Raw genomic sequence first — 15,051 nt, forward strand, 5'->3', positions numbered from 1 at the left:
TTTTTACTAAAAATAAACTCCGGATATAAGGTGATCTACATGTTAGAAATGAAAAATGTATATAAAAAATATAAAAATGGTGTTACTGCAACAAATGGCATTGACGTGAAGATTGACCAAGGTGAGTTTGTCTATATCGTTGGTCCAAGTGGTGCAGGTAAATCTACATTTATAAAAATGATGTATCGAGAAGAAAAGCCAACAAGCGGTACAATCACTTTAAATGGCATAGATATGGGTTCATTAAAGAACAGTAAAGTTCCACTCATTAGGCGTAATATCGGAGTTGTCTTCCAGGACTTTAAGCTGCTACCGAAGTTGAATGTATATGAAAATGTAGCGTATACACTTGAAGTTATTGAAGAGAATCCGAAAAATATAAAGAAAAAAGTAATGGAAACATTAGATTTAGTTGGTTTGAAGCATAAGGTGCGCATGTTTCCAGATGAGCTTTCAGGTGGAGAGCAACAGCGTGTTTCCATCGCTCGATCAATTGTCAATCAGCCAAAGTTGGTTATTGCCGATGAACCAACAGGAAACTTAGACCCTGATACATCTTGGGAAATCATGAATATCTTTGAGGAAATCAACACGAGAGGTACAACGGTTATCATGGCTACCCACAACAAAACGATCGTTAATACGATAAAGCATCGTGTCATTGCGATTGAGAGTGGCAGAATTGTCCGTGATGAGCAAAGAGGTGATTACGGATATGAAATCTAATACTTTTTTAAGGCATATAAGAGAAAGTTTCAAAAGCTTAGGTCGTAACGGTTGGATGACATTTGCTTCTGCAAGTGCCGTCACAGTTACATTGATTCTTGTTGGTGTATTCTTTGCCATTATGATGAACCTTAACCATATGGCTAGCAGTATTGAAAGTGATGTTGAGATTCGAGTTTATATTGACCGAACCGCAACAGAAGAAGATGCCACAGCATTAGAAGAGAAGATTGCAGCAATGCCGAAAGTTGATTCTGTGACATTCTCTGGGAAAGATGAAGAACTAGATAGTTTAATTAGTAGCTTAGGTGAAGAGGGAGAAGCGTTTAAGCTTTTCCAACAAGACAACCCATTAAATGATGTTTACGTTGTGCAAGCAAAAACACCAAATGATACGATTCCATTAGCTGAGGAAATCGATGAAATGGAATTCACTGCTAACGTGAATTATGGGCAAGGAACGGTTGAGAATTTATTTTCTACCATTAACTTTGGCCGTAATATAGGTATTATTTTAATTGTTGGTTTATTATTTACCGCTATGTTCTTAATCTCAAACACGATTAAAATCACTATCGTTTCAAGGCGTCACGAAATTGAGATTATGAGATTAGTTGGGGCAACAAATTCCTTTATACGCTGGCCATTCTTTTTAGAAGGGTTATGGCTAGGGTTACTCGGATCGATTATTCCAGTCGCTGCTGTAGGTACAGCTTATTATTACTTTTATGATTACGTATCGCCAAAACTTCAAGGCCATTTTATTCAACTGTTAGAGGTAACGCCATTTGTTTACCAAGTAGGTGCGATTCTCATACTATTAGGCGCAATTATTGGCGTTTGGGGAAGTTTAATGTCTGTTCGTAAGTTTTTGAAAATATAAGGATGCTTGAGCTGGGTTGGCATGAGATGCTGACTTCAGCTCTTTATACATATTTGCCACGGGGAGAAACATACGAGAGGGGAAAATGAAATTGAAGAAAAAGATGGTAACATTATCTTTAGCCGCAATGATGAGTGTTGGAACGGTTACGGCAACATTGCCAACGAATGCTTTTGCCGATAAGCTTGGGGATTTAGAAAGTCAAAGTGAAGAACTTAAGAAAGAGCAATCTAATATTGATTCGCAGATTGATAAGTCTCAAAAAGAGATTGAAAGATTAGTAGGCGAACAAGAGGATGCTAAGACTGCTGTAGAAAGACTAACGAAAGAAATCTCAGATGCAGAAGCGCAAATAGATGAGAAAAACAAAGAGATTGAAGCAAAGAAAGCAGAAATTAAAAAGCTTGAACAAGAAATAGAAGATTTAAAAGAACGTATTAAACAAAGAAATGAACTTTTAAAAGACCGAGCACGTTCGATGCAAGAATCAGGTGGAACAGTTAATTACATAGACGTATTACTTGGCGCACAAAGTTTCAGTGATTTTATTGGACGAGTTGGTGCAGTAGCGACAATTGTTGAGGCTGACCAAGAGATTGTAAGACAGCAAGAAGAAGATAAAAAATCACTAGAACAAAAACAAGCAAAAGTAAAAGAAGATTTAGCTTCGCTTGAAGGTATGCGTAAAGAATTAGAAAAAATGAAAGCAAATCTTGATAACCAGAAAAAAGAGAAGGCTAATCTTATTACAATTTTAAAAGAAGAAGAAGATCATCATCACGCTGAAAAAATAAGTGGTGAAGAAGAAAAAGAATTATTAGCTGCACAAGAGAAAGCTGTTGCAAAAGCAATACAGGCAGAAAAAGATCGTCAAGCTGAAGCAGCACGAAAAGCTGAAGAAGCGAGACAAGCCGAACTCGCAAGACAGGCGGAAGCAAAAAAAGCAGCTGAAGCAGCCAAATCAGCAAAACAAAATGCAGGCACAACTAGCAGTTCCGGCAACAGTGGTTCCGATAGTTCTTCAGGATCTAGTGGTGGACAAGAACAAGTACAAACACCACCTCCATCAAGTGGAGATTGGATTCGTCCTTCAGCAGGTGTATTAACTTCAGGTTTAGGACAAAGATGGGGCTCTTATCATGCTGGAATTGATTTAGCAGCTGCAGGAACAGTGCCTATTTATGCGGCAGCTGATGGTGTGGTCATTCAATCTTACCATTCATCTAGCTATGGTGAAGTCGTATTTATTGCACATTCTATTAATGGACAAACGTATACAACGGTTTATGCACATATGAGAAGTGGCTCAAGATCTGTAAGTAATGGCCAAACGGTTTCACAAGGTCAACAAATTGGTTTAATGGGTAACACAGGACAATCGACAGGACAACATTTACACTTTGAATTGCATAAAGGTGGTTGGAACCAATCGAAATCCAACGCAATTAACCCAGTTGGAATTGTACCATTGTAAGAGAGGAGCTTTTAAAGCTTCTCTTTTTTCTTTTACCCATCGTACGATATATAAAACAATTTTAGCATAAAAATGGCCCTTTTGATACCTCAACTGAGGTGAAAAAGAGTCATTTTTCACTTTTTTGGATATTTAAAGACTTTGTGTTGCCTTTTTCAAGAACAGGTGGGATATAACAGAGCTCTCTTCGCTTACTTTGGGGTTAAACAATTTCCCAATCATAACTCGTCCTATTCATTCATATATTGATGAAAGAGCCACAGTTGCTTAAAGAAGGGACGGCGGTTAAGTGGGCAATAAGAAAGTAGTCATATTAATGGTCATATCGTTACTTGTGGGCGCGATAGGTTCTTATGCAGGCTTTCAATTAAAGTTAAATATATCGCAAACAAAACAGTTAGAAGAAATGGGAGGTAGTCAACAGCTTGCATCTGATTTGGAGAAAATGAACGCTGCTTATCAGCTCATTTACAAAAATTATGTTGAAGAAGTTGATGCACATAAGTTAACAGAAGGTGCGATTCAAGGGATGCTTTCCACGTTAAACGATGATTATTCCGTTTATATGGATGAAAGTACAGCAAAACAATTTAGTGAAACACTCGATTCTTCATTTGAAGGGATTGGAGCCGAGGTTAGTTTAGTAGATGGTAAGATTATTATTGTATCCCCAGTAAAAAATTCACCAGCAGAGCAAGCTGGGTTGAAACCAAATGACCAAATCATCAAGATTGATGATGAGAGTGTGGAAGGTTTTAATTTATTGCAAGCGACCTTAAAGATAAAAGGAAAAAAAGGGACAAAAGTCAAATTGACCATTATGAGAGAAGGTTTACAAAACCCGTTAGAAATAGAAATTGTCCGGGCAGAAATACCTCATATTACAGTTAATTCTGATGTTATAATGCACGACAAGGAAAAAGTTGGCTATGTTGAGATTACTTCTTTTGCAACAGATACAGCTAAGGAATTTAAGATTGCTCTCAAGGACCTAGAAGAACAGGGAATGGACAGTTTGTTAATTGATGTACGAAATAACCCTGGTGGACTATTAAAAGTAGTTGACGAAATATTGGAAGAGTTGGTTACAAAGGATAAACCATATGTGCAGATAGAACAAAGAAACGGTGAAAGAATGATGAATTTCTCTCCTTTAGAAGAGAAGAAATCGTACCCTATCGGTGTCCTTATTGATAAGGGTAGTGCATCTGCTTCAGAAATATTAGCAGCAGCCCTCAAAGAAGCTGGTGATTATCCGTTAATTGGTACACAAACATTTGGTAAAGGAACAGTTCAACAACCTGTTCCAATGGGGGATGGCAGTAATATTAAATTGACCTTATATAAATGGCTTACACCTGACGGAAATTGGATTCATAAAAAAGGTGTCGCACCTACTTATGAAGTAAAACAATCTGAACTGTATGAGACTCACCCGATCCAAGTGGAGAAAACGTTAAAAACGGACATGAATAATGATCAAGTGAAGAATGCGCAATTCATATTAAAAAGCTTAGGTTATGCACCTGGTCGAGAGGATGGCTATTATAGTGCTGCAACTGCAACAGCAGTTAGAGCGTTTCAACATGCGTCCGGACTAACAGCAAACGGACAAATTGATGAAAAAACAGCCGAATCTCTTGAAAAAGAAGTCATTAAGCAAAGAAATAATCAGGACAATGATATGCAATTACAAACAGGCTTGCGTATTATGGCAAACCAATAGCGCTTACTCTCTATATATCAACGCCGGACAAACTCAATGTTTGTTCGGCTTTTAATGTGAGGTTGATAAAAAAGGCTACGGAGGAAATGGCAAAATAGGAGAAGGGGAGCATATATAGAAGTACCTGTGTACAGTGGATGAACGAAAGCGAAAATCTTCGCTTTTTGGAAAAAAGGTTTTGCGAGTTACTCAAATATAAAAAGGGATGTAACTGTCAGGTAATAGCGTTAGTGTGTCTTCAAGTTAAAAAACAGAAACGAGAAACCGCCCGGAAACTGCGTGAAAGAAGAAACCCCTTTCCCATTTGAAAGTAAATTCTAGCGGAAAGCGATTTTCTCTCACTATTTGTCTATATTTTGAATACCGGACATCTATTCCTTGTCATTTTAAGAAAATGTATTTACAAGTAGGAAGAAGACAATGGGTTGGCTATGTTTTTAAAGGGATATTTGGTAGAATATAGTCAGATTAGTAGATTAGATAAATGGTAGAGGTTGGTGGGAAGCTTGGCTGAGGCTTGGGCAATAGAGTTATTGAAGGGGTTAGGAAGGTTATTTCTAAACCCGGTCTTTTATTTAGTATTTCTAGCAGCTGCTTATTACGGTATACAAAGAGTCAACAGGGAAAGACAGCATTTCTTAGTCCGTGCTGAAAATGCCTATTTTGAGCTGAAGCAATTATTGCCTTTAGGGCTCATTCTCGGTATTTCTCTTTCCCTTATTACCGTACTAGCTGGTTTAACTGTTCCTATTGAGTTACTTGTTTTTGCAACTGTTGCAACAATTATCTTGATACTGACTCCAAAAGCAAGATGGGCGACACCGGCTTATACGGTAAGTATTGGTTTTATTCTTACCTTCTTTGCATTAGAACAGAACTGGCCACTGCCTGCCTTCATCTCAACACAAGTAGAGGGCGTAGAGTACCTATTGCCAGCTGCAGCAATGATCATTGCCTTGCTTGTGATTGCTGAGGGAATAATGATCACCATCAATGGTCCAAAAGGGACGTCTCCAAGACTAATGAAGAGTCGCCGTGGTCAGGTTGTGGGTATGCATGAAGCAAAAAGAATGTGGCTTTTACCACTGTTTTTACTAATACCTGGTGACGCCATTAGTTTGGACTCAACATGGTGGCCATTATTTTCAATTGGAGATCAATCTTATGCTTTAGTAGCTGTTCCTTTCGCTATTGGTTTTCAACAACAAATCCAAAGCAAATTTCCGACTGTAGCCGTCGCAGCTTATGGAAAAAAAGTAATCTTCTTTGGTGTATTGCTACTCCTAATTGCCAGTGGCGCATTTGTTTATCCAATTGTAAGCTTAGCGATACCATTACTAGCAATAGTAGGGAGAGAGTGGTTAAATTATCGTCAACGATCTGTAGATGCAAAGGCAGCGTTTTACTTTGCTAAAAAGAATGATGGTTTAATGATTATTGGTGTTGTTCCTCATTCACCAGCAGACAAAATGGGGTTAAAAGTAGGAGAAACTGTTCTTAAAGTGAATGGTTTGCAAGTGAATGACGAAAAGGGATTTTATCAAGCATTGCAAAAAAATGCAGCTCATTGCAAACTTGAAGTCATTGACACCAATAATGAAAACCGATTTGTGCAAAGGGCACTTTATAAAACAGATCATCATGAATTAGGTATTCTCTTTATTAAAGAAGAATTTAAGAAAAGTCACCAAGCAGTTTAATATTTTTACCGGTTGTCTCTATGGGGCAATCGGTTTTTTTTATCCAAGAGAATGAATCAAGAACATGTCCTTGATTCATTCTATTTATTCCTAACTTATGGTAATAAAGATAAAATATAACAAAATTCAGATAACTTGTGTTAAATTAATCAAAAGGAGGTATTTCATTGACCCATTCGATATTAATCAAAAATATGTCTTTTCAGTATCATTCAATGGATAAAAAGATTTTTAGTGATGTGAATGTAAGTATTGATGAGCATTGGAAGCTTGCGCTGCTAGGGCGAAATGGTCGTGGAAAAACGACATTTATGAACATTTTAACAAATAAACTTCAATATACAGGGACGATTCAAACGCCACTGACATTTAAATATTTCCCTGCCTTTCCACTACAAGAGGAGAATTTAACAGTATTAGAGTTATTGCTTAAAGAAAATCCTAATGTTGACCGGTGGAGAATTGATTATGAATTATCACTCATCGGATTACCACCTCATATTAGTCAAAGAAAGTTCCATCAATTAAGTGGTGGGGAACAAGTGAGAGTGTTACTTGTAGAGCTATTCTTAAATGAGGATGCTTTTCCTTTAATTGATGAACCGACAAATAATCTTGATAAAGAGGGTCGTAACATAGTGGGGAATTATTTGAGGATGAAAGAAGGATTTATTGTAATTAGTCATGATGAATCCTTTTTAAACCAATTCGTCGATCATGTGTTAGCAATCGAAAAGCAGTCGCTCACCTTAATTAAGGGAAATGTGGATGTGTGGCGAAGAGAGAAAGAGAATGCGGATCAACTTGCTGAATCTAGAAATAGTAAGTTAAAGTCAGAAATCAAACGGTTAAATGAAGTGTCTAGTAAGGTAAACCAATGGGGAATGAAACGAGAAAACAGCACAAAGGATGCGTCGGAAAGACGTTTAGCCGCGAAACAAATGAAAAGGGCGAAGGCAATAAAAAAACGCACAGAAGCAATGGTTATTGAAAAAGAAGGACTTATCGATAATCGGGAGAAGGTCTCACAATTGAAAATGCTTGTGAAACAACCTGAAAAGCAAGTTTTATACTTCCGTGATTTTTCGATATTAAGAGACGGAAACCCCTTATTCCAACCAATTTCCATCGATATGTATCCTAATGATCGCTTATTTATTGAAGGGAGTAACGGTGTCGGGAAGTCAACACTACTCCAATTTATATTAGGGGTAAAGCATTTAGAGACAATAGGGGAGTATCGCATTCATTTACCGCGACAGATATCCATTTTAAATCAAAAAAATGAGCAAGATGTAGATTATGCGTCTTATATACAACAATTGACTTCAAAAGAAGAAAAACAAGCTTTTTGGCATTTACTGTATCAGTTAGGCATAAATAGACACAGTTTCACTGATACATCTAGTCAGCATTGGAGTGCTGGGGAACAGAAGAGGGTATTTTTAGCTCATGCTTTATTAGGGGAAAATAATTTATTTATATGGGATGAAGTCACCAATTACTTAGACATATTTGTCATTCAGCAATTAGTTGAGACGATTAAGGTGTATCAGCCGACGATGATTGCAGTTGATCATAATGAATCTTACATAAATGCAATTGCAACAAAGACGATATCATTAATTCCTTACGAATAGAGGTTCTTGCATCATGTTATAGGCAATATATTAGCAAGAGAAGATGCGGATAGGAAAAAACAATGCTGTTAATGCTATTTATCTATCGACAGCTAATCGTTTATATTATCGTATGTATTTAATAGAAGTCAGCAATATTTCTTTTTTATTGGAACGAAATATGTTTTTTGTCTAGGCTAGTCGGGGTGAAGAAAAAATGTCTCTGTTTTCACAAGGTAAAAGACTCGATCTTAAAATGTAGAGAAAGTCATTTGAAAATGGTGCACAAGCAATATGAGTAGGTGTCCTTTACCTATTGAAACCTTTGCTAGAAGATAAGGCTGCTACCTATTCTAAAAGGTAGTACATCGAATTAGTTATTTAGTTTTCTACCTATATTAGAAGAGCAAGAGCCCCTAGAATGAACACGATGGTTAGAAATTGAAAAAAAGTTGAAAATGGGATTGACATTAGTTTGAATTCGAGATATTATTATCTCATATTCAAGATAATTAAATTAAAGATAAAAAGTGAGGCGATGAAAATGGTTCATAAGAAGACATTAGATTCATTCGCTTGCTTAATGCAAACCAACAGATACATGCAAGATCAGATGAAAGACTGGTTACACAAATATAAGCTCACCTTTACAGAGTATTCCGTACTCCAAGTGCTGCATCAAAAGGGGAGACAATCGGTCCAGCAAATTAGTAAAAGCGTTTGGTTAACGAGCGGCAGTATGACATATGTGATTGACCGCTTGCAAGAAAAGGGCTATTTATCTAGAAGTGATTGCAAAGAGGATCGCCGGGTTGTTTTTGTAACTATAACAAATGCAGGGAAGGAATTAATGGATCTAATCAGTCCATATTTATTAGAACAGATTTCAACCTTATTTCAACAAACAACAGAAGAAGAACAACAATTATTAATTGATATTCTTCATAAAATAACACAAAATAAACTAACTCACACCTAATATCTCAATTTCGAGATACTTGAAGGTTAGGGACATGGAAGGATGTTCAAAATGGAAAAACAAACGATGGGAATTCATCACATTACAGCTATTGTCGGTCACCCACAGGAAAATGTTGATTTTTATGCTGGTATTTTAGGTTTACGTCTTGTTAAAAAAACAGTTAACTTTGATGACCCGGGAACGTATCATCTTTATTTCGGTGATGAAGGAGGTAAACCAGGTACAATTATTACTTTCTTCCCATGGGCAGATGCGTACCCGGGCATCATTGGTGACGGGCAAGTGGGAATTACTGCATATGCTGTTCCATCTGGCGCCCTACCATTTTGGGAGGAACGCTTAACGAGTAAAGGCATTTCTTTTGAAAAACAAGTACGTTTTGGCGAACAAGTACTAAGCTTCGATGATCCACATGGCTTACATTTAGAGCTTGTTGAAAGAGAAGCTGGGGACGAGAATACTTGGACATTTAATGGGATAACTCCGGATGTGGCGATTAAAGGTTTCGCCGGGGCCGTTCTTTATTCTAGCAATGGTGGAAAAACAGGTGAGCTAATTGAAACAATGGGTTTAACCAAAGTGGCTGAAGAAGGTGCATTCGTCAGATATCAATCAAAAAGCGACATAGGTAATATTGTCGATGTGAAGATAACAAGCTCAGGAAAAGGAAGAATGGGTGTAGGAACTGTCCACCACATTGCATGGCGCGCAGCAGATGATGCTGACCAATTAGATTGGAAGAAATATATTGAAAGCTTTGGTTATGGTGTCACACCCGTGCAAGACAGAAACTATTTTAATGCGATTTACTTCAGAGAATATGGCGACATTCTTTTTGAAATTGCTACTGATCCGCCAGGTTTTGCTCATGATGAAAGTCAGGAAACGATGGGGACAGAATTAATGCTTCCTGAGCAATATGAAAAATACCGTGGACAATTACAGAGAAGGTTAATTCCGATTGATGTGAGGGAAGTGTAATTGCAAAAGGAGGAGTTACGCAATGGTAAGTATTGATCCGAACATGCAAACCGAGAGGGAGAATTACAAATTATTGATCGGAAGTATTATCCCGAGGCCGATTGCCTTTGTCACTTCACAATCAAACACTGGTGTGATGAATGGTGCACCATTTAGTTTCTTTAATATCGTGTCTTCTAATCCGCCGATGATTGCTGTTTCAGTAGCAAGAAGAGCGGGTGAGATGAAAGATACTGCTAAAAATGTGTGTGATACGAAGGAGTTTGTCGTTCATATTGTTGATGAGTCGAATGTTACGCAAATTAATGAAACAGCGGCTACTGTCTCACCAAATGTGGATGAATTAAAGCTCAGTGGATTAGAGACAATTTCAAGTACAGTTGTCAATGTACCAGGAATCGTGAAAGCGAAAGTGAGGATGGAATGTCAGCTTGCTCATCATATTGAACTTGAAGGGAATGCTGATCTTCTTATCGGTAAAGTTGTCTACTTCCATTTCGATGATGGCATTTATGAAGCGGGCAAAATTAACGCTAAGAATTTAGGCGCAATCAGTCGCTTGGCTGGAAATGATTATGCGAAAGTAGGAGAAGTATTTACAATGGTTCGACCGAAATAATGGAGGGGATTTACATGAAACATATTTTTGAAAAGGGTAGTGACGCATCAAAACCAACCCTATTATTACTTCATGGTACAGGGGGAAATGAGCTAGACCTTCTACCGTTAGCTGGCAAAATAGATGAAAGTGCATCAGTGCTAAGTGTTCGAGGTAATGTGCTTGAAAATGGGATGCCGCGCTTTTTTAGAAGGTTAGCAGAAGGGGTCTTTGATGAGGAGGACTTAATCTTTCGTACGAAAGAGCTTTATCAATTTTTAGATGAAGCAGCTGACAAATATGGTTTTGACCGCCATAATATCGTTGCTTTAGGATATTCAAATGGTGCTAATATTGCAGCCAGTATGATGTTCCATTATAAAGATGCTGTGAAAGCAGCAATCTTACACCATCCAATGGTACCAAGAAGAGGTATAGAATTGCCTGATTTAACAGGACAAAAGGTGTTCATTGGAGCAGGGACAAATGATCCAATTTGTTCATCCGAAGAATCTGAAGAGTTAAAGAGTTTATTAGAAAATGCGGGAGCCGATGTTCATCTTCATTGGGAACATATGGGACATCAGCTTTCATTCAAAGAAGTTGAAGAAGCAGCAAAATGGTTTAAAGCCAGCATCTAAGAAATGGGGAGAAACAATATGGGCTTTTTAAATAAATTATTCAATAAAAATAATCAACATCCTAAGGAGGAAATGAAAATGGAAAAATTAAATATCGGTATTATTTTAGGAAGTACAAGAGAAGGTCGCGTAAGTCCACAAGTAGGTCAATGGGTGAAAGAAATAGCTGATGCACGTGGGGATGCAAATTATGAAATTATTGATATTGCTGACTTTCATCTTCCGTTCCTTGGTACAACAGATGGCACAGAGCCTGGTATCGCAGCATGGGGAGATAAATTAGATAGTATGGATGGATTTGTGTTTATCGTACAGGAATACAACCATAGTATTAGTGGTGCTTTGAAAAATGCGATTGACTTTGCTCGTGATCAATGGGCGAATAAAGCAGCAGGTATTGTCAGTTATGGATCTACTGGTGGTGCCCGTGCAGCAGAACATCTACGTGGCATTTTAGGTGAGCTACAAGTCGCAGATGTACGCACACATCCAACACTTTCACTTTTTACTGATTTCGTAAATGGTAATGAATTTAAGCCACAGGACTTGCACCAAGCAAATATGAAAATGATGCTTGATCAAGTGCTAGCATGGAGCGGTGCATTAAAAACATTAAGATAAGTTTAATGTATAGAGCTGAAAGGAATAGAAACAATATATATGTATGTGAGAGATCAAGGAGGATTCCATTCAAATGAGTATTAAATTAGCAGTCATTTATTATAGTTCAACAGGCACCAACTATCAAATGGCACAGTGGGCAGAACAAGGGGCAAAAGAAGCCGACGCTGAAGTGAAGTTGTTAAAGATTCCTGAAACAGCACCTGAAGCAGCCATCGATTCCAATCCTGCATGGCGTGCCAATGCTGATGCTACGAAAGATGTACCAGAAGTTACACTTGCTGACCTTGAATGGGCAGACGCGATTGTTTTTAGTTTCCCAACTCGTTTTGGTAACATTGCTTCACAAGTGCAAGCTTTTATTGATACTGCTGGGGGCCTTTGGGCACAAGGCAAACTTGCGAACAAAGTAGTAAGTGCAATGAGCTCTGCTTCAAATCCTCACGGAGGTCAAGAAGCAACCCTTCTTTCATTCTATACAACTATGTTCCATTGGGGCGCGATTGTTGCCGCACCGGGCTTCACTGACCCAAGCATATTTGCTGGTGGCGGTAATCCATACGGTGCAAGTTCAACCCAAGGACAAGATGGTAAAATCGTTGAAGATAATGAAGCAGCAGTTAAACATCAAGCCAAACGTACGGCAACTGTTGCTGAATGGATTCAAAAAGGCCAAGAATAATCATGCTTTAAAAAGGTATTTTAGGGAGACTCCTAAGATACCTTTTTTTTAACTTGGGATATAAGTGAAATTTCCTATCTAGTTCCCATGCGGTTGTGTGAATGGATAAAGAGATTTCCTTAACACGTGGCTGATTATATAAATGACTGTTGATTAAAAAAGCCAAAAGGAAATATTTGTCGAAAAAAATTCATGGAAAATATCCTTATGAGGCGACATTTTGTGGTGGAATGCATTACAATAATACATACAAATAAATCCTAGTGGTTTTCCTTTTTGAGAAAAAGGGAACTACATATGAAAATGTAGTCTATAGAGAAAAATTTATTTTTTGGGAAAAGGTGAGAATGTGAACAAGAAGAAATTCCAGTACTGGTCTCTTCAAATTCTAATTATTGTGTCCGTCATTTTTGTAGCTTCAAAAATTTCTTTTTTATTTGAACCGATTGGAATCTTTTTTTCCACGTTGTTCTTCCCTATTATTATCTCGGGGTTCTTATTCTTCATTTTAAATCCATTTGTGCATTTAATTGAAAAAGCAAAAATACCTAAGATATTATCGATTATTTTACTATTTGCAATTGTTGCTGGATTGATGGTGCTTGTTGTTAGTATTTTTGTACCAAAAATTTCAGCTCAATTGGCAGGGTTATTAAATGAACTACCTACCTATGTTAAACAAACAGAACAGTTCTTTAACAACTTCTCGCAATCTGAGGGTTATCGCTGGTTAATGAATCAAGATTATGTAACACAAGAAGAAATAATGGGTTATTTAGTTGATTACGCTAATCAACTTCCACAAAGGATTACGAATGGTCTCAGCGATTTAGTTGGATTAGTTGCAAATATAGCCATTACGATTATTACTGTACCATTCCTTTTATTCTTTATGTTAAAAGACGGGGAGAAGTTCCCACCTGCACTAGGGAAATTTGTTCCCAAAAGTTATCGTGCTGAAGCAATTGATACATTAAAAGAAACAGGTAAAACTCTTTCTTCTTATATTCAAGGTCAGATTACGGTCGCATTATTCGTCGGGACAGCGTCTTTTATTGGTTTCTTAATTATTGACCTACCATACGCAATTGTTTTGGCATTAATTATTTCAGTAACGAATATTATTCCTTATGTTGGACCATTTATTGGTGGCGCACCGGCGGTTATAGTTGGTCTATTTGAATCGCCTACGATGGCGATTTTAGCAATAATAGTCATCGTCGTCGCACAACAATTAGAAGGTAATTTAATTTCACCATTAATTTTAGGGAAAACATTAAATACCCATCCAGCAACAATCATTATTATCTTATTGGTAGCAGGAAACTTAGCTGGTATATTAGGCATGTTACTTGCTGTACCAACATACGCCGTTGGGAAAACCATTGTTTTAAGCGGTGTTCAATTTATAAAAGCAAGGAAAATGGCAAAAGAGATGGAAGCTGAAAAAGGTCCGCATCCAGCAGATATATAAATAAGTAGAACCCCATCAAAGTGAGATGGGGTTCTACTTTTCTTAGGGGAAAGCGTTTAGTTTTAAAGTTTTTAATAAAAGAAATGTTAACTAATCAGATTGAGAAGGATGAGCTGAGGTGCGTGTGGTTGATTAAGAAGATGGGGATGAACTATCCTTTATTTTTGGTGGGTGGTTGTAATTGACTTGTTTATAACTTTTGATTCAATCATTGTTGTTCAATTAAACTTGGTTAGGTTTTCAAGTTTACTAGATGCCCCTAACTATGGACTCATTCTATTACCCGTTTATGTAGAAGGAAATGCCATCCAGTTAGCTAACCCAAATCCAAATACTAAATACACCTATGGGGAATAGAAAAAAGAGAGGGATAAGCCATTTTCGATATTTATAACTAAATGTATAATCTCCTTTTTTACGGTCAAAGGTGTTTTTAGAAAAGAGGATCCTGTAGGTGAAAAAAACGTAAATGATAACGAACAGCAGTAGAAATGTAACGAGAAAGAGCCATTTCATATCAACGAAGCCCAAGTTTGTGACACGAAGTATTTCTGCAATAACAAAAAGCCCCGAAAGACATACAGCACCAACAATTTTAATGACGAAGTCTTTTTCATATGCTTTTTCCTCGTCATTACTGTTCATATAATCTTTAATGGTTTTTAGGGCATAAATAAAAACGGCTAGCCACGCGAATGCAAAAATAAAACCAAACAAAAAATCACCTCGTCTATTTCGCCATATAACAAAAGACGATTTTATATAGAATAAAGTTTCAAAATAAATGAAAAGTTAATTTGGACCTTCATACCCTTTTATATTAATCCTAACCTTCTTTTCATCTCTTTGTCGAATGATAATCGAATATTTGTTCGCTTTTTTGTGGTTTAGATAAGAGGATTTGTGGTAGAATGAGGATATAGAAAATCGGAATGCAATAATGA

14 protein-coding genes are annotated in these 15,051 nt (G+C 37.2%); 13 read left to right on the forward strand and 1 reads right to left on the reverse strand.

Annotated features, from left to right (window positions below; all coding sequences use genetic code 11):
• Positions 1 to 39: 39 nt before the first annotated feature.
• The 13 genes from ftsE to MKX29_RS12330 all read left to right on the forward strand — a co-directional run bounded on the left by ftsE (position 40) and on the right by MKX29_RS12330 (position 14,107).
• Positions 40 to 726, forward strand: coding sequence for a cell division ATP-binding protein FtsE (gene ftsE / locus MKX29_RS12270; protein ID WP_251162113.1), 687 nt, complete (start codon positions 40 to 42; stop codon positions 724 to 726).
• A complete protein-coding gene (gene ftsX / locus MKX29_RS12275) occupies positions 716 to 1,609 on the forward strand; it encodes a permease-like cell division protein FtsX (protein WP_251162112.1) in 894 nt (297 codons plus the stop codon). The genes ftsE and ftsX overlap by 11 nt, the downstream gene beginning before the upstream one ends.
• Positions 1,610 to 1,694: 85 nt before the next feature.
• Complete coding sequence (locus MKX29_RS12280) at positions 1,695 to 3,083, forward strand: murein hydrolase activator EnvC family protein (protein ID WP_341105734.1); 1,389 nt, start codon at positions 1,695 to 1,697, stop codon at positions 3,081 to 3,083.
• Positions 3,084 to 3,372: 289 nt separating this feature from the next.
• Entirely contained in the window at positions 3,373 to 4,809 is a 1,437-nt protein-coding gene (locus MKX29_RS12285) for a S41 family peptidase (RefSeq protein WP_445662695.1), read from the forward strand.
• Positions 4,810 to 5,306: 497 nt separating this feature from the next.
• Positions 5,307 to 6,509 carry a PDZ domain-containing protein gene (locus MKX29_RS12290; protein WP_341105736.1) on the forward strand — a complete coding sequence of 401 codons (1,203 nt, stop codon included), beginning with the start codon at positions 5,307 to 5,309 and terminating at the stop codon, positions 6,507 to 6,509.
• Positions 6,510 to 6,676: 167 nt separating this feature from the next.
• A complete protein-coding gene (locus MKX29_RS12295; protein ID WP_341105738.1) occupies positions 6,677 to 8,149 on the forward strand; it encodes an ATP-binding cassette domain-containing protein in 1,473 nt (490 codons plus the stop codon).
• A 523-nt stretch (positions 8,150 to 8,672) separates the two neighbouring features.
• On the forward strand, positions 8,673 to 9,107 hold the full coding sequence (locus MKX29_RS12300) for a MarR family winged helix-turn-helix transcriptional regulator (RefSeq protein WP_341105740.1): 435 nt from the start codon (positions 8,673 to 8,675) through the stop codon (positions 9,105 to 9,107).
• A 42-nt stretch (positions 9,108 to 9,149) separates the two neighbouring features.
• A complete protein-coding gene (locus MKX29_RS12305) occupies positions 9,150 to 10,091 on the forward strand; it encodes a ring-cleaving dioxygenase (protein ID WP_289434617.1) in 942 nt (313 codons plus the stop codon).
• A 22-nt stretch (positions 10,092 to 10,113) separates the two neighbouring features.
• Entirely contained in the window at positions 10,114 to 10,710 is a 597-nt protein-coding gene (locus MKX29_RS12310; protein WP_341105743.1) for a flavin reductase family protein, read from the forward strand.
• A gap of 14 nt (positions 10,711 to 10,724) precedes the next feature.
• Positions 10,725 to 11,330 carry an alpha/beta hydrolase gene (locus tag MKX29_RS12315; RefSeq protein WP_341105745.1) on the forward strand — a complete coding sequence of 202 codons (606 nt, stop codon included), beginning with the start codon at positions 10,725 to 10,727 and terminating at the stop codon, positions 11,328 to 11,330.
• Positions 11,331 to 11,348: 18 nt separating this feature from the next.
• Positions 11,349 to 11,951 carry an NADPH-dependent FMN reductase gene (locus MKX29_RS12320; protein WP_224937119.1) on the forward strand — a complete coding sequence of 201 codons (603 nt, stop codon included), beginning with the start codon at positions 11,349 to 11,351 and terminating at the stop codon, positions 11,949 to 11,951.
• A 73-nt stretch (positions 11,952 to 12,024) separates the two neighbouring features.
• A complete protein-coding gene (gene wrbA, locus MKX29_RS12325; protein WP_341105747.1) occupies positions 12,025 to 12,633 on the forward strand; it encodes an NAD(P)H:quinone oxidoreductase in 609 nt (202 codons plus the stop codon).
• A 349-nt stretch (positions 12,634 to 12,982) separates the two neighbouring features.
• The gene (locus MKX29_RS12330) at positions 12,983 to 14,107 is read left to right on the forward strand and encodes an AI-2E family transporter (RefSeq protein WP_224937117.1); all 1,125 of its coding nucleotides are present in this window, start codon (positions 12,983 to 12,985) and stop codon (positions 14,105 to 14,107) included.
• 312 nt (positions 14,108 to 14,419) lie between these two features.
• Here the strand turns inward: MKX29_RS12330 and MKX29_RS12335 are convergent, their stop codons facing one another.
• On the reverse strand, positions 14,420 to 14,824 hold the full coding sequence (locus MKX29_RS12335) for a hypothetical protein (RefSeq protein ID WP_224937116.1): 405 nt from the start codon (positions 14,822 to 14,824) through the stop codon (positions 14,420 to 14,422).
• Between the last annotated feature and the right edge of the window lie 227 nt (positions 14,825 to 15,051).

Origin of the sequence: Cytobacillus sp. FSL R7-0696, from assembly GCF_038006865.1 — a bacterium.
Lineage (GTDB): Bacteria > Bacillota > Bacilli > Bacillales > Cytobacillaceae > Cytobacillus > Cytobacillus kochii.

Bases quoted from the DNA above. Each gene is read 5' to 3' on its own strand.
- ftsE (WP_251162113.1), top strand. From the start codon at position 40: ATGTTAGAAATGAAAAATGTATATAAAAAATATAAAAATGGTGTTACT.
- ftsX (WP_251162112.1), top strand. From the start codon at position 716: ATGAAATCTAATACTTTTTTAAGGCATATAAGAGAAAGTTTCAAAAGC.
- MKX29_RS12280 (WP_341105734.1), top strand. From the start codon at position 1,695: ATGAAATTGAAGAAAAAGATGGTAACATTATCTTTAGCCGCAATGATG.
- MKX29_RS12300 (WP_341105740.1), top strand. From the start codon at position 8,673: ATGGTTCATAAGAAGACATTAGATTCATTCGCTTGCTTAATGCAAACC.
- MKX29_RS12305 (WP_289434617.1), top strand. From the start codon at position 9,150: ATGTTCAAAATGGAAAAACAAACGATGGGAATTCATCACATTACAGCT.
- MKX29_RS12310 (WP_341105743.1), top strand. From the start codon at position 10,114: ATGGTAAGTATTGATCCGAACATGCAAACCGAGAGGGAGAATTACAAA.
- MKX29_RS12315 (WP_341105745.1), top strand. From the start codon at position 10,725: ATGAAACATATTTTTGAAAAGGGTAGTGACGCATCAAAACCAACCCTA.
- MKX29_RS12320 (WP_224937119.1), top strand. From the start codon at position 11,349: ATGGGCTTTTTAAATAAATTATTCAATAAAAATAATCAACATCCTAAG.
- wrbA (WP_341105747.1), top strand. From the start codon at position 12,025: ATGAGTATTAAATTAGCAGTCATTTATTATAGTTCAACAGGCACCAAC.